Here is a 23,938-nt window from a genome sequence, read left to right as displayed (position 1 = left end):
GCCTTTCAGGTGGTCGACGGTCGGCCGGATCAGTAGAGGAGGCTCTCAGGGGCAACTTCCTCCTCGAGCAGACCGTGCTGATAGGCCAGATCGGCGAGGGTCTCGATCGACTCGATCGCGAACTCGCTGGGCCACCGAGGCAGAACGATCGCTTCACGCACCTCCGGAGCGATCTCCGTGAACTCGGAGAGAACGGCACGCGCCTCGTCCGGGTGCTCCTCCGCGTACGTCAACGACTCCTGCATCGCGGCCTGGAAGGCCTCGATGACCTCCGGGTCCGAGCTCGCGAGCTGCTCCGACGTGAAGTACGCGGCAACCATCAGCTCGGGGTGCACCTCCGCGTAGGGACGACTGATGGACTCCGCTCCCTCGTCGTTCAACATCGTCATGAACGGGTCGAGCACCCACGCGGCCTCCACCCTGCCCTCGGTCAGCGCCGCAGGCATGTCCGGGAAGGCGAGCTCGACGAACTCGACCGCGTCCGGGTCTCCTCCGTCGGCCTCGACGACGGACCTGACCACCGTGTCACCGATGTTGTTGAGGGTGTTGACAGCCACCGTGCGCCCCTCGAGGTCCGACGGAGACGAGATGCCGGATCCAGGCATGGTCATCACGGCGCTGAAGTCCTCCTCGACATCACCCGTGGTCGAGGCAGCCGGAGCCACCCAGCTGAGCCCGAGCCCCTGGTCCGCCGCGATAAGTAGTGATGTCGTGTTGGAGAAGCCGAACTGGATGTCACCACTGAGCACCCCAGGAATGACGGCGGCGCCGCCCTGGAGCACCTGGATCTCGACGTCCAGACCGTGTTCCTCGAAGATTCCTTCCTGCAGCCCCAACCACGCGGGCGCGGTATCACCGATCGGGATCACGCCGACCGTGATGCTCGTCAGGCCACCATCCCCCTCTGGTGCCTCTCCCTCTGCGTCGCCCCCGCACGCGGCTAGCGCGAGAGCACCGGCGACCAAGACGGTCCCAACTGTCAGTCTGCGACTCATGAGCTGCTCGATTCCTCGTTGAACGTGCACCACTCCGGACACGCACCCACGGTGCTCGTCGTGCAAACGTGATCGGCGCCCCGACTCACGTAGTCCGACTCGGACCATCCTTGTCGGACCATTGAGAAGGTGTCAAGTCCGCTGAGATCCAGGCCGTCATCGCGGCTGGTCAGCTACGGGAGACGAGAGGGTCGCCATCGAGCGCGTTCGGAAGACTCACGCTGCCCTCCGCCGGAGGGCTCTGGGTCAGGCGTGGATCGGCGAGGTGGTGTCGCTCAGCCGCCGGCCGCTCCCGCCCCAGTGCGCGGCGACGATCTCGGCGGCGATCGCGACCGCGGTCTCCTCCGGGGTGCGGCCGCCCAGGTCCAGCCCGATCGGGGAGGAGAGCCGGGCCAGGTTCGCCTCCGAGACCCCCTCCTCGCGCAGCCGGGCCATCCGGTCGTCGTGCGTGCGCCGACTGCCCATCGCCCCGATGTAGCCGGCCCTGGTCCCCAGGGCCTCGACCAGCAGCGGCACGTCGAACTTCGGGTCGTGCGTGAGCACGCAGATCACGGTCCGCTCGTCGACCTCGCGACCGGCGAGATAGTCGTGCGGCCACTGCACGACGATCTCGTCCGCGTCCGGGAACCTCCGGGCGGTGGCGAACACCGGCCGCGCGTCGCACACCGTGACGTGGTAGCCGAGGAACTTGCCCACCCGCACGACGGCCGCGGCGAAGTCGATCGCGCCGAACACGATCATCTCCGGCGACGGCGCGAACGACTCGACGAACACCGTGACGTCCTCCATGCGGTGCTCCCCGTGGGCCCCGAGGTGGAGCACCCCGTTGCGCCCGTGCGCCAGCAGGCCCTCGGCGAGCTCCGCCACGCTGTATGCCAGGTCGGGATCGCGCACCGTGCCGGAGGCACCGTCCGGCCCGAGGACGATCCGGCCGCCGAGCTCGCCCTCGCCGTCGACGACGGTCGCGACCGCCGTCGCACGGCGGTCGGCCTCGGCCGCGGCCACGGCGGGCAGCTCGGGGAACGACTCCGCCGTGACGAGCTCGACGAACACCTCGATGGTGCCGCCGCACGTCAGCCCGACGCCGAACGCCTCGTCGTCGGAGACCCCGTAGGTCTCGCGCACCGGCACGCCGGTCGCGATCACGCGCTCGGCCAGGTCGTACACCGCCCCCTCGACGCACCCGCCGGACACGCTCCCGACGACCTCGCCCGACTCCGCGACCGCCATCGACGCACCGGGCCCGCGCGGGGAGGAGCTCCACGTCCGCACCACCGTCGCCAGTGCGAACCGGGTCCCTGCCCGGTGCCACGCCAGCACGTCGTCGAGAATGTCCCTCATCGCAGCCTCCCTGAACGTCCGCGCCCGGCCAGCACCGGTGCCAGCGCCTCGAGGCCGGCGATGCTGTGACCGGCGCGGAAGTCGTCGATGTGTGGCAGCGCAGCAGCCATTCCGCGCGCCAGCGGTTCGTAGCGGGGATCCGCCTTGAGCGGGTTGAGCCAGACCAGCTCGTGGGCCAGGCGCTGCAGCCTGGCGATGCTCGCGGCCATGACCGCGGGCTCGTCGTGGTCCAGCCCGTCCGAGCATACGACGACGACGGCGCCGCGCAGCGCGTCCTGCCCCCGTCCGCCCCGCAGGAGGGTGGAGATGGAGGACGCGAGCCGGGTGCCACCGTCCCAGTCCGTCACCGCGGCGCCGACCCGTTCGAGGGCACGATCTGGTGAGGGCGTGCGCATGTCGGCCGTCACGCGGTGGGGACGCACGCCGATCGTGAACACCTCGATCCGTTCGCCGGCACGCATGAGCATGTGCGCGAACCGCAGGATCGTCCGGCCGTAGGCCGACATGGAGCCGGAGACGTCGACGAGGAAGGTGATCGGCCGCTGACGCGTGCGCCGCCGGAGCCGCCGGAGCCTCAGCGGCTCGCCGTCGGTGGCGAGGAGGCTCCGCATGGTCCCCCGCATGTCGAGGTGCCGACCGGAACGGGCGGGGCGCCGCCGCCTGCTCAGCCTGTGGCGCAGGCGCAGCCGCAGGTCCCGGATCATCCGGGCCGCCTCGCGCCGCTCCTCGTCGGTCATCGCGGTGAACGACTTGACCCGGAGCCGCTCCTCTGCGCTGGCCACAACCCGGGCAGGCTCGGGCTGTTCGCGGTACTCCTCCTCGACACTCCCGTCGGACGGCGGCTGCCCCTGACCGTCCGGAGCCTCGACGAGGAGGCTCGTCGGGGGGCGTGCCACGACGGGGAGATCCTCACCCGGCACGGCACCGGCGAAGAACTCGGCGAACGCCCGCGCGTAGGCGTCGTAGTGGCGAGGGTCCTGGACGAGGATGGCGCGACCGGCCCAGAAGAGCTCGCCCGCCCGCACGCCACCGAGCGCATGGAGCGCCTGGACGAGGGTGAGGACCTGCGACGTGCCGATGCGCACGCCGTGTCCGCGCAGGACCTCGGCGAACTCCGCGCACAGCGTCTCGACCTCCCGCCCGGAGGTCGTCGTGCCGGCCGGCGGGTCCGGGCGCCGGAGGGTGTCCGTCGCCGTCCTCGTCACGCCGGCCCCGAGTCCCGGTCGGGGACGATCGTCTCCACGGCGTCGAGCACGGCCCGCTGGTCGTCGACGTCCTTCGTCATGGTCGAGAGCGTGGCGCGCGCGACGTCCGCGTCGAGCGTCGTCACGCCCAGCATGTGCAGGGCACCTGCCCAGTCGAGCGCCTCCCCGACGCCGGGCCGGTGGGAGAGCTCGAGGCCGCGCACCCGTGCCACCGCCTCGCACACCTCCCTGGCCAGCTGCTCGGGCACCTCGGGAGCCCGAAGGGCGAGGATCTCACGTTCACGCTCCGGCCCGGGGTGCTCGACCCAGCTGTAGAGGCACCGGCGACGGACCGCGTTGTGCAGCTCGCGGGTCCGGTTCGACGTGAGGACGACCAGCGGCGGCTCGGCCGCGCTCACCCGGCCGATCTCGGGGATCGTCACGGCGAAGTCGGACAGGAGCTCGAGCAGGAACGCCTCGAACTCGTCGTCGGCCCGGTCGAGCTCGTCGATGAGCAGCACGGCACCCGAGCCTGCCCGCAGCGCCCGGAGCAGGGGACGCTCAAGCAGGAACTCCTCGGTGAACACATCGGCGTGACCGGCGCCCTCGCGCACGGCCAGCAGCTGCGCCGGGTAGTGCCAGTCGTAGAGCGCCTGGCTCGCGTCGATGCCCTCGTATGCCTGGAGCCGGACGAGCTCGCGACCGAGCACGTCGGCGAGCGCCCGAGCGATCTCCGTCTTGCCGACGCCGTTCTCCCCCTCCAGGAGCAGCGGACGGCCCAGCCGCAGCGCGAGGAACGCCGCCATCGCGAGGTCGTCGCCGGCGACGTAGCCGACACCGCGCAGGGCGTCCCGCAGCTCGCCCGCGTCGGCCGGTCGGGCCTGGGCGGGCGAGCCGTGGTGCTCGGGCACGGTCGTCATGTGCTCAGTCCTGACCGGCGCGCCCTGGCGACGCTCTCGACGATGGCGGACGGCTTGACCGGCAGCTCGCGCACGCGCATGCCGAACTCCTTCAGCGCGTCGTCGATCGCCGCCGACAGCACGCCCGGGGTCGCCATGCGGCCGCCCTCGCCGCCGCCCTTGATACCGAACTCCGTGTACGGCGACGGGGTCTCGACGTGCCCGAGCTTGACGTACGGGACCTCGTGCGCTGTCGGCACGAGGTAGTCACGGAACGAGATGGCCTCGAACGTCCCGTCCTCCCCGTACGGGAGCTCCTCGAGCAGCGCGGTGCCGATGCCCTGGGCCGTGCCGCCGACCACGTGGCCGCCGAGCGTCACGGGATTCACGACGGTGCCGGCGTCGTGGACGGCGGTGTAGTCGAGGATCTTCAGCAGACCGGTGTCCGGGTCGACCTCGACGACGGCGATGTGGCAGTTGTGCCCCATGATCGGGTAGAAGACGCCGAGGTCCGCGCGGTCGGCGGACGGCATCGTGGTCATCGGGTGGTCGTACGTGAACTGCTCCTCCAGCCCGCTCGTCACGCCCGGCGGGAGGTTGAGGGCGAAGAAGTAGGCCGTCCCGGCGACGTCGGCGAGCCCGAGGCTGACGTCGGGGGCGCCCTTGACCTGGACGCGCTCGTCGACGATCTCCAGGTCCTCGGCCGGCACCTCGAGGGTGTGCGCCGCGATGTCGATGACCTTCTTCTGCAGCTTGCGCGCCGCGCCGCGGATCGCGCCGGTCACCATCACCGTGAAGCGGCTGCCGCCCGGCCCGGTGCCCGGCAGTGCGTGCGCCGAGTCCTGGTACCGGATGTTGACGGTCGACGGGTCGGTGCCGAACTCCTCGGCGACGACCATCGCGGCCACGGTCTCCGGGCTGTTGCCCCACATCGCCTGCGAGTGCAGGACGACGTGGAACTGGCCGGTCGGGTCGATGGTGATCGTCGCGCTCTCCGGGCTCGAGGTCGGGGCGAAGCCCGGCTCGTCGAACCAGTACCAGAACTCGGTCGAGCTGAAGACGCTGCGCTCCTGCGTCGAGACGAGGCCGATGCCGACGTAGCGGCCCTCCTCCTCGCGTAGCCGGACCTGCTCGGCGCGCCAGTGCTCGAGGTCGACGAGCCCCAGAGTCTCGTCGAGGACCGCCTCGTAGTCGCCGGAGTCGTAGAGGTTGCCGCCCGGGATCTTGTGGGGGAACTGCTCGGGCCGTATGAAGTTCTTCCTGCGGATGTCCTCCGGCCGCATGCCGGTCTCCTTCGCGGCCAGGTCGACGAGTCGTTCGAGCACCCAGTTCTGCACCTCGGAGCCGAAGCCCCGGTAGGCGCCCTGCTGGCACTTGTTCGTCACCGCGGCACGGAGGTGGTACTTCAGCTTCCCGATGTTGTACGGCCCCACCGACTGCGAGAGTGCGTTGCCGTGGGTGCCGACGCCGAACTGGAGGTAGGCGCCGTAGTCGTCGAGAACATCGACGTCGAGCGCCGTGAACGTCCCGTCCGCGGTGAGCGCGAGCCGGGCCTCGTAGTACCGGTCGGACGCGTGGTGGTCGGAGTTCATCGTGTGGTCGAGCCGGTCCTCGATGTAGGCGACCGGCTGGTCGACCTGCAGCGCGAGGAACCCGGCGAGGGTGGGGACCTTGTGGGCGGTGAACTTGGTACCGAAGCTGCCGCCGGCCGGGACGGGCTGCAGGGTGACCTGGTTGCTCGGCAGCTTGAGGGCGGTGGAGATGAGGAAGGCGAAGTAGGTGAAGTTGATCGAGTTGCAGAAGATCTCGAGCACGCCGTTGAGCCCGGGGCGGGCGACGGCGCCGGTCGTCTCCATGGGCGTGCCTGAGGACCGTCCCCAGTGGAGCGTGTCGGAGACGATGATGTCTGCCTCGGCGAACGCCTCCTCGGCGCCGCCGAAGTCGAAGGTCCGCTCGTAGGCGAGGTTGGAGCCGTGCTCCTCGTGCAGCACGGGAGCGTCGGGCTCGAGCGCTGCGAAGGGGTCGACGACGTGCGGCAGCGGCTCGATCTCGACCTTCAGTGCGTCGATGCCGTCCTCGGCGATGTAGCGGCTGTCCGCGATGACCGCGACGACGGCCTCACCGAAGTAGCGCACCTTGTCCACCGCGAGCGGGTACTGCGGGATCGTCGCCGGCCCGAAGTTCATGCAGGGGTTCATCTTCGCCTTGCAGTCCTCGCCGGTGACGACGGCGACGACGCCGGGGATCTTCAGCGCCTCGGAGGCGTCGACGGAGACGATCCGGCCGTGCGCGACCGGGCTGCGGTAGACGGCGGCGTGCTTGAGCCCGGGGATCTTGAGGTCGGCGATGTAGCCGCCGCGACCGACGAGCAACCGGGGGTCCTCGACCCGCTTCATGCTCCGGCCGATGTACCGGTGCTTGCTTCCTTCCGGGGCCGGCACGGACTCCGTGCCGCTGCGGTGCTCGGTGCTGGCGCTGGTCATGACTCGTGGCCTCCTGCCTCGTCCGCGGCTCCGTTGCCGCCGGCCGCTGCCGTGGCCCGACGCGGGCACCCGCCCGCGTCAAGCTTGCGTGCCGCGCACTGGACGGCGTTGATGATGTTCTGGTAACCGGTGCACCGGCAGAGGATCCCGGAGATGCCGTCCCGCACCTCGTCGTCGGTCCGGTCCCGTCTCTCGTCGAGCATCTCCTTGGTCCGCAGGACCATCGCGGGGGTGCAGAAGCCGCACTGGAGCCCGTGCTCCTCGTGGAACGCCTCCTGGATCGGGTGCAGGTTCTTCTGGTCGGCGGACAGGGACTCCACCGTCTCGATCGAGTGGCCGTCGACCTGGACCGCCAGCATGAGGCACGAGCGCACGGACTGCCCGTCCATGAGGACGTTGCACGCCCCGCAGACGCCCTGCTCGCAGCCGAGGTGGACGCTGACGAGATCGAGCTCCTGGCGGAGCCAGTCGGCGAGCGTCATGCGCGTCTCGACCTCGCGCACGACCTCGCGGCCGTTGACGGTCACGGTGATCTCACGCCGCCGGGTGCGGTCCGTCGTCGGTGTCGTCATGCCGTCTCTCCTCTCGCCCCGCGGTGGAGCGCAGCGGTGATCGCGCGGGCGGTGATGGTCGCCGCGACGTGCTTGCGGTAGTCGTGCGTGGCGTGGATGTCGTCGCCGTTGGTCACCTGGTCGCGGACGGTGCGCGCGGCCTCGGTGACGAGCTCAGCGGTCGGTTCGCTCCCGACCAGCAGCTGCTCCGCCGCGGAGGCGCGCAGGGGTCGGTCGGCGATGTTGCCGACGCCGATCGCGGCGGCCGCCACCGTGCCGTCGTCGGCGAGCTCGAGCTGGCAGGCGGCGGCCGCCATCGGCCGGTCGCCGACGCGTCGGGAGACCTCCACGTATCCGTGGGACCCTCCGGGCACCGGCCACCGGGTCGCGACGAGGACCTCGTCGGGCTCGAGCGCGTTGATCTTCTGCCCCACGAAGAACTCCTCGGCCGGCAGCGTGCGGACCCCGGACGGGCCGGCAACCACCATCTGCGCGCCGAGGGTGACGGCGACAGTGGGGAGCTCGGTCGCGGGGTCGGCGAACGCGATGCTGCCGCCGACGGTCCCGCGGTGGCGGATCTCGGCGTGACCGATGTAGGAGATCGCCTCGGTGAGGATCGGGACGGCCGTGCGGACCCCGCCGTCGGTCTCGGCGGTCCGTTGGCGGACACCCGCGCCGATCTCGACGTGGTCGCCGGCGACGACGACCTGCTGCATCTCGGTGACGCGATTGATGTCCACGAGTACCTCGGGCCGGTGCACGCGTGCGTAGATGAAGGGCATGAGGCTGAGGCCGCCCGCGAGCACGGTGGCGTCCGACCCGTGGGCGGACTTCAGCGTCACCGCCTCGTCGATGGTCTCGGGGTCGTGGTAGGCGAAGGCCGACGGCTTCATCGCGCTCCCTTCGTTCTGGTGGTCTGTGCGTCGGCGTCGACGACGCCTGACGGGTGGGAACGTGCTGCTGCGGGGGGCTCCATCGCTCTCCTTCGGGCAAAGGCCTGCTGCCGGGGTCGGGACGACGTCCCGCGACCGGCGTGGACGCCAGTCTCGCGCACACCGCCGAGGTCATCCATGTGGCAACGCACCGACCGCCAGTGGTCGACTGTGCCCCGTCACAGCGGATGCGCCTCCTTACCGGTCGCGGCCTGGCGAGCCCTCCACCCAGGGGGGAAGACCGGACGGCGACGGTGCACCGTGGACCGGCCGCCGGTCAGCCGGCGTCGACGGGAAGCGGGTCGTTGTCGCTGTCCAGGTGCTCCACGGTGGTGAAGATCAGCTCCTGGTCGCCGATGTTCTCGATGTCGTGCAGCAGGTACTCGCCGGGGCCGAAGTGGAAGTGCCGCGTCTCGCCCGCCCCGTAGGACACGTCGCGCGTGGTGCCGTCGAAGGTGTGCTGTCTGCTCGTCCCCGCCGTCACGGCGGTCCAGAAGTAGTCCAGCACGTGCCGGTGGGCGTGCCACCGCTCCCCCGGCGCCAGCCGGATCTCCCACACGCGCACCCGGTCGGTCTCGCTGAGCAGCCGGGATCCGACGTGACCGTCGAACGCAAGGTCCTCGAACTCCTTGCGCACATCGTCCGGCCAGCCCTCGAAGTTCTCTCCCACCAGTTCTCCGGCCAGCGGGAAATCCGCAAGAAACTTCGGCGTCGTCATCGTTCTCACCACAACCTTCCTCGTCCTGTCGGGTCCGGCCCTCGGGCCCGGTACTTGTTCCGTCCGCGCCGGACGGCGCCTGCTGATCAGGGCGTCGCCGTGGCCCGGGCCGCCTCGCGGGTGAGCACCCCGGCGCCGTAGAGGCCGAACTCCAGGTCCTTGTCTCCGGGCACCCACGTGTTCGTGAACTGCGAGCGCTCCCCCATCGCGGAGACCCTGTCGACGAGGGCGTGCCCCAGCGCGAGCTGCTCGGGCTCCCACGCCGCCAGCGCGGCGGGGATGTCCCCGTCCCCGGACCCCAGCGTCTCGGCCAGCGCCCACGCGTCCGCCGCCGCCTTCGCGCTCCCTGCGGCCGCGTGCGGTCGGGACGCGAAGGACGCATCGCCGACCAGGGCCACCCGCCCGACGGCCGCGCGCTCGCTGCGGATGTCGTACAGGGCCTGGATGTACGGCTCCTCGGTCAGGCGCACGAGCTCGGCCGCGGCCGGGGCGAGCAGGTCGCCCGCGGCCTCCTTCATCTCGGCCACGTAGCGGTCCTGCACCTGGCCCGGGTGCACCGACACCGGGCGGGGGATCCCCTGCTTGTCAAGCATCATCTCGTCAAGCTCGGGACCCTCGGTGACGTTGCGGTACCAGACGTAGTTCATCAGCCGGTCGCCCTGTCCGAGAGCGTCCTGCGACGCCGGGATCGGGTACATGCAGATCTGGGTGTGGGGCGCCACCGAGTAGGCGAGCGCGTCCCCCAGCAGCGCGTGCGACCCCGGGGACAGCAGGCTCTCCGGGACCGTGCCGCGCCAGCCGACGTAGCCGGAGTAGGTCGCTCCCGCACCGGGGTTGAGCCGCTGCCGGCCGATCGACGAAATGCCGTCGGCGAACACGACGAGCTCCGCGCGCTCGACCCGACCGCTGACGAACCGGACCTCGACGCCGTCCTCGTCCTGGCTGAAGCCCGCCGCATACTCGCCGAGCACGTACCTGTGCGGGTCGAAGTCCTCGTAGAGCGCGCGGTAGATCGTCGACCACGAGGAGTATCGCCACTCGATTCTCTCCTCGTGGAGGATCGCGTCACCCTTGCCCAGGTAGCGCAGGTAGCTCGTCGCCGAGCTCACGTCCTCGGGCGTTCGCTCGCTGCGCTCGGCGAACCATCGCACCGTGTCGGGCTGCAGCACGATGCCGCCCCCGCGGTCGGTCAGCAGGCTGGGGGTCCGCTCGAACACGGTGACGTCGAACCCCAGGTCGCGCAGCAGCAGCGCCTGCGTGAGTCCGCCGATCGATCCTCCGATCACGAGGGCCCGCGCGCCGTCGAACGTTGTCACCATCGACTTCTCCTTCGTAGTGGTTCGCGGCCGGTCGACGCCGGTCTCCCCGCGTCGCGCCCGGCCCTCAGTATCGAGGGGCCTCGATGCCGCCTCCATGGCGGGAGCGACAGAAGATGCGCAGTTTGCTGTGTCACGGCCCAGTCCTCGCCGCCGGCCGTCGAACCGGCAAGGAACCAGCCGGCGACAGGCGCCCGGCAGGCCACCACGGTGCGGTGACTCGCGTCGGCTGGTGCGCCACCGGCGAGAGGCAGCCGACTTCAGTGCTGCTGCGCGTGCACCGCCATGACAGGGCAGCGCGCACCGAGTAGTACTCGCTGTGCGTCGGAGCCGAAGACGAGCTTGCCGACCGGCGAGCGTCGTCGCATCCCGATGACGACGAGCTCGGCAGACCGCTCGTCGGCGACGCGGAGGATCTCGCTGCTCGGGTCCTCGCTCGACACGATCGGCACCAGCTCGTGCTCGACCCGCGAGTCGACGAGCAGCCGGCCCACCTCGTCGAGCACTCCCGCGACCGCGCGGCGCGCCTCGTCGAGCTCGTCGCGGAACGCAGCCGCGGCACTCGCCCCCTGGGGTTCTCCGGCCCGCCCCACCGACACCACCACGAGCAGTGCGTCGCGCAGGCGTGCCTCGGCGGCGGCCGTGTCGACGGCTGCGCGCCCCGCATCGGTCGGTGAGTATCCGACGACGATCGTCATGTTGTTCCTCCTGGTGCTGATGGGTGTCGTGACGGCGGAACGACGGCGGAGCCCGGACGCGGACCGGGGCTCATCCGAGCAGCGACGGCAACCACGTCACCAACGGTGGGAACGCGGCGAGCAGGCCGAGCGTGAGCAGCATCGCGAGGACGAACGGCATCGCGCCGGCGAAGATCTCGCCGACCGTGGCGCGGTCGCCGAGGACGGCGCTCATGGCGAACGGGGACATCCCGAACGGCGGGGTGAGGAGCCCGACCTCCACCGCGACGATGACGATGATCGCGAACCAGATCGGGTCGAGTCCGAGCGAGGTCACGACCGGGGCCATGAGCGGGACCATGATGAGCAGGATCGAGCTCGAGTCGAGCACCGCCCCCAGCACGATGAGGACGACGACGAACAGCAGGACGACCATCCCCGCCGAGAGCGCCGAGTCGGTGATCCGGTTCGTCATCTCGGTGACCAGCCCGCTGCGGGCAAGGGTCCGGGAGAACAGCTGGGCACCGATCAGCAGCAGCATGATGGAGCCGATGCTGACCGCGGACTCGCGGAACGCGCTGACGATGGCCCGCGTCCGCATGCCGTAGCCGACCGCGACGACGAACGCCCCGGACGCACCGACGGCCGCCGCCTCGGTGGGCGTGAACCATCCGAGCCAGATCCCGCCGAGGACCAGGGCGATGAGTGCGCCGATCGGGAGCGCGCGCACCATCGTCCGCGCGGCCGAGACGTCCTCGACCGTCGTCCTCGCGGTCGGCAGCGCCGGCGAGGAGCACCCGGTGCCGGTCGGCTCCGTGGCGGCGGACGAGGAGGAGGTGGGCGACGCGGTCGCGATCCGCCCGGGCCGGGCCGGGCGGCCGACCCGCTCGGGGCGTGCGACACCGATGGCGGTGATCGTCAGCACGTACACGAGCGCGAGAAGGACTCCGGGCACGATGCCGGCGATGAAGAGGGTGCCGATCGAGACGTTGGCGAGGACCCCGTAGAGAATCATCAGCAGGCTGGGCGGGATGAGCATCCCCAGGACCGAGCTTCCGGCGACGGTCCCCAGGGCCAGCTTCTTGTCGTACCCGCGCGCGACCATCTCGGGCACGGCGATGCGTGCGAAGATCGCGGCTGAGGCGACGCTGACGCCGGTGACGGCGCCGAAGATCCCGTTGGCGAAGACGGTCGCGGAGGCGAGCCCGCCGATGAGCCGTCGCGCCACCAGCCTGGCGACGTCGAACAGGTAGCGCGCCGCGGGGCTGTGGCTCATGAAGGCGCCCATGAGGATGAACAGCGGGATGACGGCGAACACGTAGTCGCGTACCCCGCCGAGCACCGTGTTGGACACGAGCACCGCCGTCTGCTCGACGCTCCCGGTGAGCAGGAGCATCCCGAGCAGGCTCGCGACGAACAGCGAGAAGGCGATCGGAACGCCGAGGACCACCAGGGCGAAGAGCGCCACGACGGCGACGCCTCCGACGGCAAGATCCGCCATCACGCCTCCCTCCTGCCGGTCCGGCCGGAGCCGTTCCGGGAAGAGTGCCCCCCGGCCGGTGCCACGGTGTCGGCACCGTGACCGGGGCCGGCATCGCTCGCGGGGGCAGCACCGTCGTGGTCGGCGGACGACCGGGGCCCTCGGTGCGCGGCAAGCAGGCACTCCACCGCCATGCAGACGGCGAACAGGACGACGATCGTGCGTAGCGGGCCGGTCGGAATCCGAATAGACCCCTCGCCCGAGTACTCGCCGGAGGCCCAGGACTCGAGCATCGGCCCCCAGGTCGACCACGCGACGACGGCGAACACGATGGCGCCGAGCAGGCAGGCGACGATCCAGGCGACGCGCTGTGCTCGCACCGGGAGGCGGTCGACGAGGATCCCGGTCCGGATGTGGCCGCCGCTCCGCATCACGTAGGGCACGCACAGCAGTGTCACTGCGGCCACCCCGTTCGAGGCGACCTCGGCGCTCCCGATCACGACGACACCGTCGACGAACCGACCCACCACGCTCGCGAGGACCCAGCCGATCATCACGACGAGGAGCACCCCCGCCAGCACCGCCATGGCACCGGACACGGTCCGCATCACACGGTCGGCTCCGTCGACGAACCTGGCGGCACCGCCAGGACGTGGGCCGCCGGTCGCATCGCGCGTGGTCACTGCTGCTCCCCCGGTTCGTAGGGCACGGGGTACTCGTGCCCGAGCTCCTCCTGCGCCGCGATGTAGGCGGAGATGAGCTCGGAGCCGGGCCGCCCGGACTCGTCCATCTCGTCGGCGCGCCGCTGCGGGAGGTCGGCGAGCGCCTCGGTCCAGTGCTCGCGGAGCTCGTCGCTGGGCTCCGTCACCGTCATTCCCTCCGCCGCCATCGTCTCCTCCGAGTGCGCCACGGCCTCGTTGACCGCCTGAGCGGAGACCTGCTCGAACTCGAGGGCGACCTCGAGCACGATGTCCTGGACCTCCGGCGGGAGCGTCTCCCAGGTGTCCTGGTTGACGGTGAGCGCCCCCAGCGGCACCGCGCCGAAGTCCATCGCGGTGAAGTGGCTGAGCACCTCGTAGAGCCGGAGGTTGTCGAATCCCTCGACGAAGTTGACGACGCCGTCGTACACACCCGTCTGGAACGCCGAGTACCACTCGGTCGAGGGCGCCTGGACCGGGACGACGTCCATCGGCCCGAGCCATTCGAGGTTCGATCCGACGCCGGCGACCTGCCGGTCGGTGAGGTCCTCGACCCCTTCGACCGGGAAGTTGGTGCCGAGCCCGTAGTTGCCGACCGCGAGGAACGCGATCGCCGTCTGGTTGCGATCGGCGTAGACCTGCTGGAACTCCTCGTTCCCCTCGTAGACCTGCCGGAACGCGGCGATCGCGATCTCTGCGTCGGGCGAGGAGAAGGGCACGTAGTAGCCGAGGTTGTGCAGGGGGAGCTCAGACGGGTTGTAGGGGAAGACCGAGGCCCCCATGTCGAGCTGGCCGGACTCCATCGCGTCGAGCTCCTCGCCGACCTCGACGTAGGTGCCGAAGAACTCGTCGAACTCGATCTCGTGGATCGTCTCCTCGGAGACCCTGCGTACGACCTCGGGCACGAAGACGTCGGACACCGATCCGACCGAGGTCAGCGCGGTCCGGGGGACCCCGGCTCCGATCGTCAGGGTGAACGTCTCTCCGCCCTCGGCGGTCGTGGGCGCGCCGGTCGAGCAGGCCGCCAGCGCCGCTGCACCCGCCACGACGGTGGCGGCCGTGGTACGCCGCATGGTCGAGCGTCGCCTGCGCGTCATCACGCGAGCCATCGAGAACCCTTCGGGTACGGGGACAGAACTGCCCGAGTGTCACCGGCTCACACTCACCCGCTCAATGGGCCGCTGCACCGCTCGATGAGCTCCCACTGTGGCGACATCCAGTACGGTCGGCCACGAGGGCATGGCAGCGTCGACGCTCCGCCCCGAAAGGACCGCGCCATGTCGCCCACCCATCCCCCCTCGCACGAGCCGATCGACGTCGGCCGTGACGCCTCGTCACCGGAACCGGTCGGCCTACGCGACCTCCTGCACGGCGTCGCCGAGATCTCGTCGGCCGTGAACGAGCCGGTCTCGGTGCCGACCCTCCTCAACCTCGTGGCGGAGACCGCGTGCCGGCTCATGGGATTCGACTTCTGCGGCGTGTTCCTGCCCGACCGCACCAAGGGCGTCCTCGTGGTCGAAGGCTCCTACGGGTTCTCGCCCCGGTACATCACCGAGGTCAACGCCCTCCACCCGATCACGATCGAAGAAGGTACGACGCAGGCCCCGTCCACGCGCGCGTTCCTCACGCAGGAGCCGGTCCAGGTGCTCGACACCGCGACGGACCCGGCGTTCGCACAGTGGGGCGAGGGGGCCCGGGAGCAGGGGTTCCGCTCCATGATCGCCGTGCCGCTCATCGTGTCCGGCACGACCGTCGGGACCCTCAACGGGTACACGAGCAGGCGCCAGACGTTCGACGAGCACGTTGTCGAGCTCGCCGGCACGCTCGCGAACCAGGCGGCGATCGCCATCGCCAGCGCCCGGTTGCGTACCGCCCAGGCCCGCACGATTCAGAACCTCGAGCAGCTGAACTCCTCGCTCGAGGAGCAGCACACGCTCGCCCAGCAGGCCGAGGCGATCCACCAGCGGCTCGCACAGGTCGCCCTCGAGCAAGGCGGCGTCGAGGGCGTCACGCTGGCGCTGAGCGAGCTGCTCCATCGGTCCGTCGTCGTCGAGGAACCTGGCGGCCGGGAGATCGCGCGCGTCGTGGTGGACGGGCAGTCGCTCACCGCGCCACCGGCCGACGACGGTCCGGGCGACGGCCGCGCGGAGGAGACATCGACCGGTGGAGAGCTGGTCGACGTCGACGGTCCGGACGGCCCCCTGACGATCCTGCAGGTCCGGCTCGGCGGGGACGTTGCCGCCCACGTGTGGCTCGAGGGCCGCAGCGCGGACCTGTCCCGGCTCGAGCGGCGCGCGGTGGACTACGCCGGGACCGTCCTCGCGCTCGAGCTCCTTCGGCGGCGGACCGCGCAGGAGGTCGAGTGGCGCACGTCGAGCGACCTCGTCCACGAGCTCGTGCGCGGTGGGCCGACGACGCCGGCCGACCTGACCTCCCGGGCGCAGCGCCTCGACCACGACCTCGACCACCCGCACGTCGTCCTCGTCGCGCGGCCGGACACGGCGAGCACCGCCGGGGAGAGCGCACTGCTCGGCGCCGCTCGCTCCGCAGCGTCGTCGGTTCGTCCACGCCCGCTCGTGGCCGCGATCGGTCCCTACGTCGTCATGCTGTGGCCCGACGACGAGGAGTCGGCGATCGATGCTGTCGCGGACGAGCTCAGGCGCACCTACCGCCGGATCCGTGGACGCTCCGGGACGGCGTCCGTGACGGTCTCCTCGACCTGCCGCTCGATGCACGAGTACGCGGGCGCCTTCCGTCTCGGGCGTGGCATGGCCGAGCTCGCACGGGTCAGGCGCCGTCGGGACGGCACCATCCGCCTCGACGACCTCGGTCCGATGTCCCTCCTGCTCCAGATCGAGGACCCCGCCGAGCTCGTCCGCTACGCCGAGCGCCTGCTCGGCCCGCTGCGCGCGCACGACGAGCGGCGCGGCTCAAGCCTGGTCGACACGTTGTCCGTGTACTTCGCGCACGACCAGAACACGGCGGCGACGGCGCGCGAGCTGCACGTGCACCCCAACACCGTGGGCCTGCGCGTGCGGCGCATCGAGGAGATCCTCGGCCTGTCCCTGTCCGGGACGGACGCCGTCGTCCACGTGGGGATGGCGCTCATGGCCGACCAGGTCGCGCTGACCCTGGACGCGTAGGCCCGTCGTTCAGCGTGCGCGGGAGCGCGAGGAGCGGCACCGCCCACGCGACCGCGACCACCACCAGCGCACCGGCGGTCGCGCCGCGCTCGATCGCCCACGCGAGCAGCGGTGTGCCGATGACGACGAGGAAGTTCGCTGCGGCGTTGAGCACGCCGACCGCGGCCCCCGGCCGGTCGTCGCGCAGCCGCTGGGCGCCGGCGAGGGCCGAGGCGAACGGCAGGCCGCTCGCCACGCCGATCGTCAGGGTCGCGACCACGGCCACGGCCGGCGTCGAGGGGACGGCGAGCAGCAGCGTGCCGACGGCGCAGGCGACCAGCGACACCGCGACGAGGCTGCGGCTGCGGTGGCCGATCAGCGAGGTGAGGTAGCCGCCCAGGGGCCGGCTGACCAGGGTCGTCGCCAGCACGAGCGAGGCCACGGTGGACGCGGTGCGCGGCTCCATCCCCCAACGCTCCGTGAGGATCGTCCCGGTCCAGTTGCCGAGGACGACTCCGATCCCGAAGGTCGAGGCGTGCACGGCGGCGAGCCGGAGGAGCTCGGGGTCGCGCAGCAGGTGAGGTCGCGCCCCCGAGGCGGTGGCTGCCGGCGGTCCTTCCTGTGGCGCGTCGTCGACCAGGAGGAGCACGAGCAGCCCGGCCAGGACGGCCACGGCTATGCAGGTGATCCAGGCCGAGCGCCAGCCGAGCAGGTCCTCGAGGGCGGGGATCACCGCGACCGCGATGCCGCCGGTGCCGATCGCCATGCCGCCGAAGACGCCCAGCCCGGTCGGGCCGGTGCGCGAGCGACGCGCCAGCTCGGCGCCCGCGACGAAGCCGACGGCGCAGCCCGCGCCGGCGAGCAGCCGCGCCGGGAACGCGATGAGCAGCGAGGGGGTCACGACGGCGGCCGCGTAGGCCAGCACCGTCAGGCCCAGTCCTGCGAACGCGGTCCGGCGCACGCCCCACCGGTCGACGAGGACGCCGGTGGGGATCTGGAGCGCCGCATAGGCGACAGCGAACACGGTCGTCAGCAGGCCGATCGTGACGAGGGTGGTGCCGTGCGAGCGGGCGAGCGTCCCGGCCGCAGCGCCCGCGGCGGTGAGCCCCCAGCCGGCGGCGGAGGCCAGGAGTCCGGCAGGGATCAGGAGGAGCGGGTGCGGCCGGTCCGATGCGCCTGCTCGCGTGCCGCTCCCCGTCACGCAGACCTCGTCTCCCTCGTGTCCTCGTCCGCGACCGGCACGCACCGCCGGTCCGGACGTTCGGGCAGCCATTCTCACCCTCGACGCCGACCCCGTCCATGTCGGCCCGGCCAGCGGACCGCGCCGCCGGTGTGCCGGGCCACCGCCCCTCGCCCGCGCCGTCGCCACCGGGAGCGACCCACACCGGACGCGGGCCGGACACCCCTGTCACGGGTCAGCCCGGGACGTCGACGTCCTCCCCGCCGGCGAGGTCGCCGCACTCGACGAGCCGCACGCGCTGCCCGCGCAGGTAGGGCGCCGCCCCGTCGTCGTCGGTGAGCGCGGCGAGCAGCGGGGCGAGGTGGGCGGCCGGGACGACCACGGGGTGCCTCGGGCGTCCGTCGAACGCGGCGCGGGCGAGGTCGTCGCCCGCGGCTGAGAGGATGCGTGCGACGACGTCGTGCCCGATGTCGGGGTAGTCGACGAGGTGGATGGCCACGCGCCCGGCGCCCGCGGGGACCGCGCCGAGCCCGGCCCGCAGCGAGACTCCCATCCCCCGGTCCCACCCGGCGCAGTGGACCTCCTCCGCGCCGCGCGGTATCTCGGGCCGGGCGGCGCCGGTGACGACGAGCACGCGATCGCAGCCGCCCCGACCCAGTGCGTCGACGGCGTGCTCGAGCCAGCCCGGGACGAGGATCTTCGGGTGCCCGTAGCGCCTGCCCGCGCCCGCGGCGAGCAGCAGCCCGTACGTCCCACCGGCGGGGGCCTCCGTCTCCATCCGGCCAGCGTCCCCCAGCCGGGGCTCGGCGCCAAGCGGGGCGGCAAGCGGGGTGCTCGCCGCCGATCCACAGCCCGCCGAGGTGGAGAAGTGTCCACGTGTCGCCGTGTGTCATCGACCGCCCGCGTGATGCACTACGGTCACCCGTCTACCCGGGACCACCCGTTCCGGATACCGCACGACCTCGGAAGGAGACCCGCGATGTCCCACGACGCCACGACCGTCGGCTCCACGAGACCTGAGCGGGTGGCCGAGGCGTCCCCCCTTACCGGCGTACCGTCGGCCCTCTCACCGGACACCGCCTGGATGCTCCCGCCGGCCGAGCTCGTCACCGACGTCGAGTCGGCGTTCACGGGGGCTCCCCGGACGACCCCTCCGCCGTACGGCGGGCTGCGCTACACGGCCTCCTGGTGGGCGGCGCGCGCCGGCCACTGAGCACTCGCGGACGGGCCGGCCGCGCTACCGGGCGGGCAGCGCCGCCCCCACAGGCTCCGGGTCGCTCGTGGCGAACCGTTCGATGCGCACCCACACGACCTCCGACCCGAGGCCCTCCCAGCCCGGCGGGACGTCGACGTCGAGGGTCTGACCGTCGCCGAGCTCGACGTCGAGGCGGACCGCTCCGACCGAGGCCGTCACGGCGACCGGCCTGGCCGGGAGCGACCCGGGCAGCTCGTCGAGCGAGGCGCGGGCGTCCGCCGCGCGGACGTGGACGAGGCACGCGCCGGGCGTACCGTCACCCGCCCGGGTGGCCGCGCCGCCACCCCGCCCGGGCCGGCCGGCCGGCGCGGGGCCGCCGGGCGTGCCGTCCGTTCCGACGAGCTCGGTCCCCGCGACGGCGACGCTCCCCGAGGGGGTCCGTTCGCCGTCGAGCGTGGTCACCCCGGTGAGCCGGCGCCCGAAGTCCGACCGGGGGGCGGCGAGGAAGGTCTGTACGGGCACCGACTCGGCGAGGCCGCCGTCGGTGAGGACGACGACGTCGTCGGCGAGGCTCGCGACGTCGAGCAGGTTGTGCGTGACGAGCATGCCCGTGCGGCCGACCAGCACCTCGCGCACGACGTCGCGCACCTCGGCGGCCGCGCGGACGTCGAGGGCGGCGAACGGCTCGTCGAGCAGGAGCACGTCCGGGTCGACGGTGAGCGCGCGGGCGAGCGCCACGCGGGCGCGCTGGCCGCCGCTGAGGGTGCCGACGCGTCGGCCCGCGAGGTGCTCGGAGCCGACCCGGCGCAGCGCCGCGTGCGCCTGCTCGCGGGCCGAGGCGGTGCGCGCGCCGCGGATCCGGGGGCCGAGGGCGACCGCGTCTACCACCCGCTGGCCCGGCAGGAGTCCCGGGTTCTGGCTGAGCAGGGCCGTGCGGGGGGCGCGGTCGTCGGAGGCGGCATCGGGAGCGGGCGCGCTGCCGACGGCCGGCGCACCCTGGGTGCCGCCGGTTCCCGCCCCCGCGTCGGCGCGGTACGCGCTCACGTCGGTCTCGGCGTCCGGGAGCAGGCCCGCGAGCGAGGCGACGAGGGTGGACTTGCCCGCACCGTTCGGCCCGACGACCGCGGTGAGGCGGCCGGGCCGCAGCGTCACGCGGACGTCGACACCCCGCGCAGGGTGCACGACCCGTGCCCGCAGAGCGACGGCCGCCCCCCGGTCGGTGCGTCCGGCGTCGTCGGGCGTGGTTCCGGCTCCGGACCGGAGCGGGGACCGGTCACCCGGGCCCTCTGCGGACCCCTCCTCCGGAGGTGCGCCCCGGTCCCGGCCGCTGCCGGCGGTGAGCCGGCCCGCGAGCCACAGGCCGGCGCCGATGAGGACCACGGCGGTGAGGATGAGGACGAGCGCCAGCGCGTAGGCGCCCTCGGGGTCGGAGACGCGCGAGAGGTAGATCGCCGTCGGCATCGTCTGGGTGACACCGGGCAGGGAGCCGGCGAACGTCAGGGTCGCCCCGAACTCGCCCAGGGCGCGCGCCCCGGCCAGAGCGGCACCGGTGACGACGGCGGGTGCCACCGCCGGGAGGACCACGCGCGCGAGGACCGTCCAGCGCCGCGCACCGAGGGCGCGCGCGGCGTCGGCGGGGGCGGGGTCGAGCACGCGCAACGCCGACTCGACGGTGACGACGACGTACGGCAGCGCGACGAACACCTGGGCGAGGACGACGGCGGGGGTGGTGAACCCGACGTCGAGTCCGAGCTCGCCGAGGACACGCCCGAGGGGTGAGTTGCGCCCGAGGGTGGCCACGAGCGCGAGGCCGGCGACCACCGGGGGCAGTGTGAGGGGCAGGAGCACGAGGAGCCGCGCGACCGGCGCCAGGCGCGCCTGACCCGACAGCCACAGGCCGAGCGGCACGCCGAGCAGCGTCGTGACGACGGCAGCCGCGGCAGACGTGCGCAGCGAGAGCCACAGGGCGTCGAGCAGGTCGGGCCGGGACAGGGTCTCCGGCAGCCCGGCCCAGTCGACGCGCGAGACGAGCCCGACCAGGGGGAGGACGAGGTAGGCCAGGGCGAGGATCCCGACGGCGACCACCGCCGGGTGCCGCCCCGACGCACCCACCGCGGCGGACGGCGGGGTGGCGGCTGTACGCCCGGTCCGCTCACGTGTCACGGGCGTCCGAAGCCCTCCTCGTCGAGGGTGGCGCGCACGTCCTCGGACAGGAAGTGCTCGAGGAGGCTCCCGGCGTCGTCGCCGGCGTCGGCGGTGAGCGCCACCGCCGAGGTGACGATGACCTCCTGGGACTGGTCGAGCTCCACGAACTCCAGGTCGCCGACGTCGGTCTGGTAGACGATGCCGACGTCGGCCTCACCGGTCTCGACCTTGCCGACCGTGTCGGTGACGTTGGGTTCGAGGGAGACGGGGTCGTACTCGACGCCGCTCAGCTCGGCGAGCTCCTCCGTCGCCGTGCCGCAGGGCACCTCGGGCGCGCAGACGACGAGCCGGCCGGACGCCCACGCGTCGGCGCCGCTCTCGATGCCGCCGGGGTTGTCCGGCGCGATCGCGGCGACGAGCGTGTTCGTCGCGAGGTCAGTCGGGTCGGCCGCGACGCCCTCCTCGACCGCGCGGTCCATCGTCTCGAGGTTCGCGGTGACCAGCATGTCCCCCGGCGCACCCTCGACCAGCTGGTCGACGAGCGCGTTCGAACCGCCCCCGACGACGGAGACCTCGACCCCGGAGGTCTCTGTCCAGTCCTCGGCCGCCGCGGTGAGCACATCCGCGAGCGAGGCGGCCACGTAGATCGTCAGGTCGCCGCCGTCACCGCCGCCTGCGCCGTCGCCGACGTCGTCCGACCCGGACCCGTTCTCGTCGTCGCTCGTGCCGCAGGCGGCGAGCCCCAGTGCGAGCACTCCCGCGCTCGCGGCGAGCGCCACCCGTCCCGGGCCTCGTCTCATGTCACCCGTCCGTTCGATCGCCGTCGTGATGCCGATGATTCGGCATGAATGGAACCCTAGCACCGCATCTGCGGCGCTGTTCGCGTGTTGTCAGCGTGGATGCGGAACGTCTCATGTTCGCAGGGTCGCGTCGGCGTCGGCGTCGGCGTCGGCGTCGGGCGAACGTCCCACGGGCCCGTCTCCTACCGTGGTGAGCATGAACACGACTCCGGACGTCCCCGCTGCCGTCATCACCGTGTCCGACCGCTGCCACGCCGGCACGCAGGAGGACCGCTCGGGCCCGCTGGCCCGCGACCTGCTCGCCGCCGAGGGCATGGTCGCGGACGAGGCCGTCGTCGTGCCCGACGAGATCGACGCCATCCAGGGGGCCGTGCGCGCGGCCCTCGAGGCCGGCGCCCGCCTCGTGCTCACCACCGGCGGGACCGGGGTCGGGCCGCGGGACGTCACGCCGGAGGCCGTCGCTCCGCTGCTGGCGCTCGACCTGCCGGGCGTGGCCGAGCAGGTCCGCGCCCGCGGCCTGGCCTCGACGCCGCACTCCGTCATCGCGCGCGGGGTCGTCGGCCTCACGGACCGGGGCGAGCGCGGCGCGCTGGTGGTCACGGCGCCCGGATCGACGGGCGGGGTGCGGGACACGGTCGCCGTCGTCGCGCCGCTCGTGCGCCACGTGCTCGGGCAGGCCGCCGGCGCCGCGCACTGAACGGAACCCCCGGGCCCGCCGGGCAGAGCTCCACGGTCCCTGCGATCCACGGACCCCCGGTCCACCCCACCCACTGCCGCTCCTGTGCGCCGTGACACAACGGCAACCTCGGGCCACCGCACGGATCGGCGACGCGGGCGGTCCGCCGCCTACGATCGGACGGACGACGCGGCTGCGCCCGGCAGCGGGGCGCAGCGAACGCGTCGGCCGGTACGCGGGCTCACGGCCGGCGCCATCACCAGGACACCGGACGGGGCCCGCACCCCGGAACAGGCGAGGAGCGACGAACGAGCGATGATCTTCAAGGCCGTCGGCGAGGGGCGCCCGTACCCCGACCACGGCCTGGTCACGCCCAAGGAATGGTCCGCGGTCGCGCCGCGCCAGGTCCGCCTCGACCAGCTCGTCACCACGCGCGCCGAGCTGGACCTGCACTCGTTGCTCTCCTCCGACTCGACGTTCTTCGGGGACCTCTTCGCCCACGTCGTCCGGTGGCAGGGCGCCCACTACCTCGAGGACGGGCTGCATCGGGCGCTGCGCGCAGCGCTCCAGCAGCGGACCGTCATCCACGCCCGGGTGCTCGACCTGGACGACCCGACGAACCCGACCGGCACGCACACCGCGATCGACGCGCCGCTGCGCCGCTCGTCCCGGGCCGGCTCCACGCGCCCTCCGCTCGGCTCGGCCCCACCGCCTCCTCCGCGCACGTCGACCGCCCCTCCGCCGCCGCCACCGCCGCCCACGTCCGCGGCCGGGCCGGAGCGCCAGGTGCGCCGCCGTCCGCTCTCCCGCCGTCGCCCACCTACCGATCGCGCGTGACCTTCTCGATTACGGTGGCCCGGTGAACTCGGCCCGTACCAAGCTGTCGCCGCACGACCGACGTCGTCGCGCCATACAGCAGCGGCAGACGACCGTCATCGGCGGCCTCGTGGCCGTGCTCCTGCTCGTCGCCCTCGTCGCCGCCGCGATCTGGGCCCAGATCCTGCCCAGCCCGTTCGACCGGGAGTTCAGCGCCGACCCCGAGTCCGCCACCGACGGCGGCGGCACGGGCGAGGCGTCCCAGCCGTGCCCCCCGCCCGGCGCCACCGCGCGGCCGCTCGACGAGATCACGGCGAACGTGTTCAACGCGACCGAGCGCGGCGGGCTCGCGGGCACCACCGCGCAGGAGCTCGCGGCCGCGGGCATCGTCGTCAACCAGCAGGGCAACTGGGCGGGCAGCCCGATCACGGGGGCGGTCCGGATCATCGCCGGCGCACCGGGCGTGGTGCCCGCCTACTCCGTGGCGCGCGTGTTCCCCAGCGCCGAGGTCACGATGGACGACCGCACCGACGAGTCCGTCGACATCGTCCTCGGCGAGGCCTACGACTCGCTGCTCCCGCCCGAGGAGATGACCGCGCTCGACCCGACCGAGCCGCTCGTCGCCCCCGAGGAGTGCGTGCCGGTCGAGGAGGTCCCGACCGACGGCTGAGCCGCCGGGGCGGACGCCCCGCGGCAGGGTCGGTCCGCGCTCCCCCGGTCACGACCGGCC

General features: G+C 72.7%; 21 protein-coding genes and 1 pseudogene. 5 read left to right on the top strand and 17 right to left on the bottom strand.

The features are described 5' to 3' along the window. Positions 1-29: 29 nt before the first annotated feature. The 13 genes from AC24HA_RS02850 to AC24HA_RS02790 form a co-directional block, all read right to left on the bottom strand. A complete protein-coding gene (locus AC24HA_RS02850) occupies positions 30-869 on the bottom strand; it encodes an ABC transporter substrate-binding protein (RefSeq protein WP_487563576.1) in 840 nt (279 codons plus the stop codon). A gap of 372 nt (positions 870-1,241) precedes the next feature. Further along, positions 1,242-2,336 (bottom strand): XdhC family protein, encoded by a 1,095-nt coding sequence (locus tag AC24HA_RS02845; RefSeq protein WP_425707964.1) that lies wholly within the window; start codon positions 2,334-2,336, stop codon positions 1,242-1,244. Then, positions 2,333-3,541, bottom strand: a complete 1,209-nt coding sequence (locus tag AC24HA_RS02840) for a vWA domain-containing protein (protein ID WP_425707963.1) — start codon at positions 3,539-3,541, stop codon at positions 2,333-2,335. Before AC24HA_RS02840 ends, AC24HA_RS02845 begins: the two co-directional genes overlap by 4 nt. Further along, positions 3,538-4,440, bottom strand: a complete 903-nt coding sequence (locus tag AC24HA_RS02835) for an AAA family ATPase (RefSeq protein ID WP_425707962.1) — start codon at positions 4,438-4,440, stop codon at positions 3,538-3,540. The genes AC24HA_RS02840 and AC24HA_RS02835 overlap by 4 nt, the downstream gene beginning before the upstream one ends. Beyond that, positions 4,437-6,902: a xanthine dehydrogenase family protein molybdopterin-binding subunit gene (locus AC24HA_RS02830; RefSeq protein WP_425707961.1), complete on the bottom strand. Its 2,466-nt coding sequence runs from the start codon at positions 6,900-6,902 to the stop codon at positions 4,437-4,439. Before AC24HA_RS02830 ends, AC24HA_RS02835 begins: the two co-directional genes overlap by 4 nt. Continuing rightward, entirely contained in the window at positions 6,899-7,474 is a 576-nt protein-coding gene (locus tag AC24HA_RS02825) for a (2Fe-2S)-binding protein (RefSeq protein ID WP_425707960.1), read from the bottom strand. The genes AC24HA_RS02830 and AC24HA_RS02825 overlap by 4 nt, the downstream gene beginning before the upstream one ends. Beyond that, positions 7,471-8,346: an FAD binding domain-containing protein gene (locus AC24HA_RS02820; protein ID WP_425707959.1), complete on the bottom strand. Its 876-nt coding sequence runs from the start codon at positions 8,344-8,346 to the stop codon at positions 7,471-7,473. Before AC24HA_RS02820 ends, AC24HA_RS02825 begins: the two co-directional genes overlap by 4 nt. A 316-nt stretch (positions 8,347-8,662) precedes the next feature. Continuing rightward, positions 8,663-9,103: a cupin domain-containing protein gene (locus tag AC24HA_RS02815; protein WP_425707958.1), complete on the bottom strand. Its 441-nt coding sequence runs from the start codon at positions 9,101-9,103 to the stop codon at positions 8,663-8,665. Positions 9,104-9,189: 86 nt separating this feature from the next. Then, positions 9,190-10,419, bottom strand: coding sequence for an FAD binding domain-containing protein (locus AC24HA_RS02810; RefSeq protein WP_487563604.1), 1,230 nt, complete (start codon positions 10,417-10,419; stop codon positions 9,190-9,192). Between the two features lie 260 nt (positions 10,420-10,679). Next, a complete protein-coding gene (locus AC24HA_RS02805; RefSeq protein WP_425707956.1) occupies positions 10,680-11,117 on the bottom strand; it encodes a universal stress protein in 438 nt (145 codons plus the stop codon). A 70-nt stretch (positions 11,118-11,187) separates the two neighbouring features. Beyond that, complete coding sequence (locus tag AC24HA_RS02800; RefSeq protein WP_425707955.1) at positions 11,188-12,597, bottom strand: TRAP transporter large permease; 1,410 nt, start codon at positions 12,595-12,597, stop codon at positions 11,188-11,190. Further along, positions 12,597-13,184 carry a TRAP transporter small permease gene (locus AC24HA_RS02795; protein ID WP_425707954.1) on the bottom strand — a complete coding sequence of 196 codons (588 nt, stop codon included), beginning with the start codon at positions 13,182-13,184 and terminating at the stop codon, positions 12,597-12,599. Before AC24HA_RS02795 ends, AC24HA_RS02800 begins: the two co-directional genes overlap by 1 nt. Positions 13,185-13,255: 71 nt before the next feature. Further along, the gene (locus AC24HA_RS02790) at positions 13,256-14,347 is read right to left on the bottom strand and encodes a C4-dicarboxylate TRAP transporter substrate-binding protein (RefSeq protein ID WP_425707953.1); all 1,092 of its coding nucleotides are present in this window, start codon (positions 14,345-14,347) and stop codon (positions 13,256-13,258) included. 204 nt (positions 14,348-14,551) lie between these two features. Here AC24HA_RS02790 and AC24HA_RS02785 point away from each other — a divergent pair, with 204 nt between their 5' ends. Continuing rightward, the gene (locus AC24HA_RS02785; RefSeq protein ID WP_425707952.1) at positions 14,552-16,417 is read left to right on the top strand and encodes a helix-turn-helix domain-containing protein; all 1,866 of its coding nucleotides are present in this window, start codon (positions 14,552-14,554) and stop codon (positions 16,415-16,417) included. Here AC24HA_RS02785 and AC24HA_RS02780 read toward each other — a convergent pair. Continuing rightward, complete coding sequence (locus tag AC24HA_RS02780; protein WP_425707951.1) at positions 16,380-17,597, bottom strand: MFS transporter; 1,218 nt, start codon at positions 17,595-17,597, stop codon at positions 16,380-16,382. The genes AC24HA_RS02785 and AC24HA_RS02780 overlap by 38 nt on opposite strands. Positions 17,598-17,811: 214 nt before the next feature. Continuing rightward, entirely contained in the window at positions 17,812-18,354 is a 543-nt protein-coding gene (locus AC24HA_RS02775; protein WP_425707950.1) for a nucleotidyltransferase family protein, read from the bottom strand. Between the two features lie 201 nt (positions 18,355-18,555). Here AC24HA_RS02775 and AC24HA_RS02770 point away from each other — a divergent pair, with 201 nt between their 5' ends. Next, entirely contained in the window at positions 18,556-18,789 is a 234-nt protein-coding gene (locus tag AC24HA_RS02770; protein WP_425707949.1) for a hypothetical protein, read from the top strand. Between the two features lie 24 nt (positions 18,790-18,813). Here the strand turns inward: AC24HA_RS02770 and AC24HA_RS02765 are convergent, their stop codons facing one another. Both AC24HA_RS02765 and modA read right to left on the bottom strand, forming a co-directional pair. Continuing rightward, entirely contained in the window at positions 18,814-20,934 is a 2,121-nt protein-coding gene (locus AC24HA_RS02765) for an ATP-binding cassette domain-containing protein (protein ID WP_425707948.1), read from the bottom strand. Further along, complete coding sequence (gene modA / locus AC24HA_RS02760; protein WP_425707947.1) at positions 20,931-21,716, bottom strand: molybdate ABC transporter substrate-binding protein; 786 nt, start codon at positions 21,714-21,716, stop codon at positions 20,931-20,933. Before modA ends, AC24HA_RS02765 begins: the two co-directional genes overlap by 4 nt. Before the next feature lie 196 nt (positions 21,717-21,912). On the opposite strand from modA, the gene AC24HA_RS02755 reads away from it, so the two are divergent. The 3 genes and pseudogenes from AC24HA_RS02755 to AC24HA_RS02745 all read left to right on the top strand — a co-directional run bounded on the left by AC24HA_RS02755 (position 21,913) and on the right by AC24HA_RS02745 (position 23,878). Further along, the gene (locus AC24HA_RS02755; protein WP_425707946.1) at positions 21,913-22,413 is read left to right on the top strand and encodes a MogA/MoaB family molybdenum cofactor biosynthesis protein; all 501 of its coding nucleotides are present in this window, start codon (positions 21,913-21,915) and stop codon (positions 22,411-22,413) included. A 294-nt stretch (positions 22,414-22,707) separates the two neighbouring features. After that, positions 22,708-23,001 (top strand): annotated as a pseudogene (locus tag AC24HA_RS02750) (type II toxin-antitoxin system VapB family antitoxin); the annotation flags it as partial. Between the two features lie 250 nt (positions 23,002-23,251). Next, on the top strand, positions 23,252-23,878 hold the full coding sequence (locus tag AC24HA_RS02745) for a LytR C-terminal domain-containing protein (RefSeq protein WP_425707945.1): 627 nt from the start codon (positions 23,252-23,254) through the stop codon (positions 23,876-23,878). Positions 23,879-23,938: the final 60 nt, after the last annotated feature.

It is taken from the genome of Georgenia sp. Z1491 (genome assembly GCF_057652395.1).
Note: the sequence above shows the minus strand (reverse complement) of the source record. Positions and strands in the feature narration are given on the sequence as shown.

Excerpts from the sequence above, each read along its gene's own strand:
- AC24HA_RS02785 (WP_425707952.1), top strand. The coding sequence starts at position 14,552 with ATGTCGCCCACCCATCCCCCCTCGCACGAGCCGATCGACGTCGGCCGT.
- AC24HA_RS02815 (WP_425707958.1), bottom strand. The coding sequence starts at position 9,103 with ATGACGACGCCGAAGTTTCTTGCGGATTTCCCGCTGGCCGGAGAACTG.
- modA (WP_425707947.1), bottom strand. The coding sequence starts at position 21,716 with ATGAGACGAGGCCCGGGACGGGTGGCGCTCGCCGCGAGCGCGGGAGTG.
- AC24HA_RS02830 (WP_425707961.1), bottom strand. The coding sequence starts at position 6,902 with ATGACCAGCGCCAGCACCGAGCACCGCAGCGGCACGGAGTCCGTGCCG.
- AC24HA_RS02755 (WP_425707946.1), top strand. The coding sequence starts at position 21,913 with ATGAACACGACTCCGGACGTCCCCGCTGCCGTCATCACCGTGTCCGAC.
- AC24HA_RS02800 (WP_425707955.1), bottom strand. The coding sequence starts at position 12,597 with ATGGCGGATCTTGCCGTCGGAGGCGTCGCCGTCGTGGCGCTCTTCGCC.
- AC24HA_RS02805 (WP_425707956.1), bottom strand. The coding sequence starts at position 11,117 with ATGACGATCGTCGTCGGATACTCACCGACCGATGCGGGGCGCGCAGCC.
- AC24HA_RS02845 (WP_425707964.1), bottom strand. The coding sequence starts at position 2,336 with ATGAGGGACATTCTCGACGACGTGCTGGCGTGGCACCGGGCAGGGACC.
- AC24HA_RS02770 (WP_425707949.1), top strand. The coding sequence starts at position 18,556 with ATGTCCCACGACGCCACGACCGTCGGCTCCACGAGACCTGAGCGGGTG.
- AC24HA_RS02795 (WP_425707954.1), bottom strand. The coding sequence starts at position 13,184 with ATGCGGACCGTGTCCGGTGCCATGGCGGTGCTGGCGGGGGTGCTCCTC.
- AC24HA_RS02790 (WP_425707953.1), bottom strand. The coding sequence starts at position 14,347 with ATGCGGCGTACCACGGCCGCCACCGTCGTGGCGGGTGCAGCGGCGCTG.
- AC24HA_RS02835 (WP_425707962.1), bottom strand. The coding sequence starts at position 4,440 with ATGACGACCGTGCCCGAGCACCACGGCTCGCCCGCCCAGGCCCGACCG.
- AC24HA_RS02775 (WP_425707950.1), bottom strand. The coding sequence starts at position 18,354 with ATGGAGACGGAGGCCCCCGCCGGTGGGACGTACGGGCTGCTGCTCGCC.
- AC24HA_RS02825 (WP_425707960.1), bottom strand. The coding sequence starts at position 7,474 with ATGACGACACCGACGACGGACCGCACCCGGCGGCGTGAGATCACCGTG.
- AC24HA_RS02820 (WP_425707959.1), bottom strand. The coding sequence starts at position 8,346 with ATGAAGCCGTCGGCCTTCGCCTACCACGACCCCGAGACCATCGACGAG.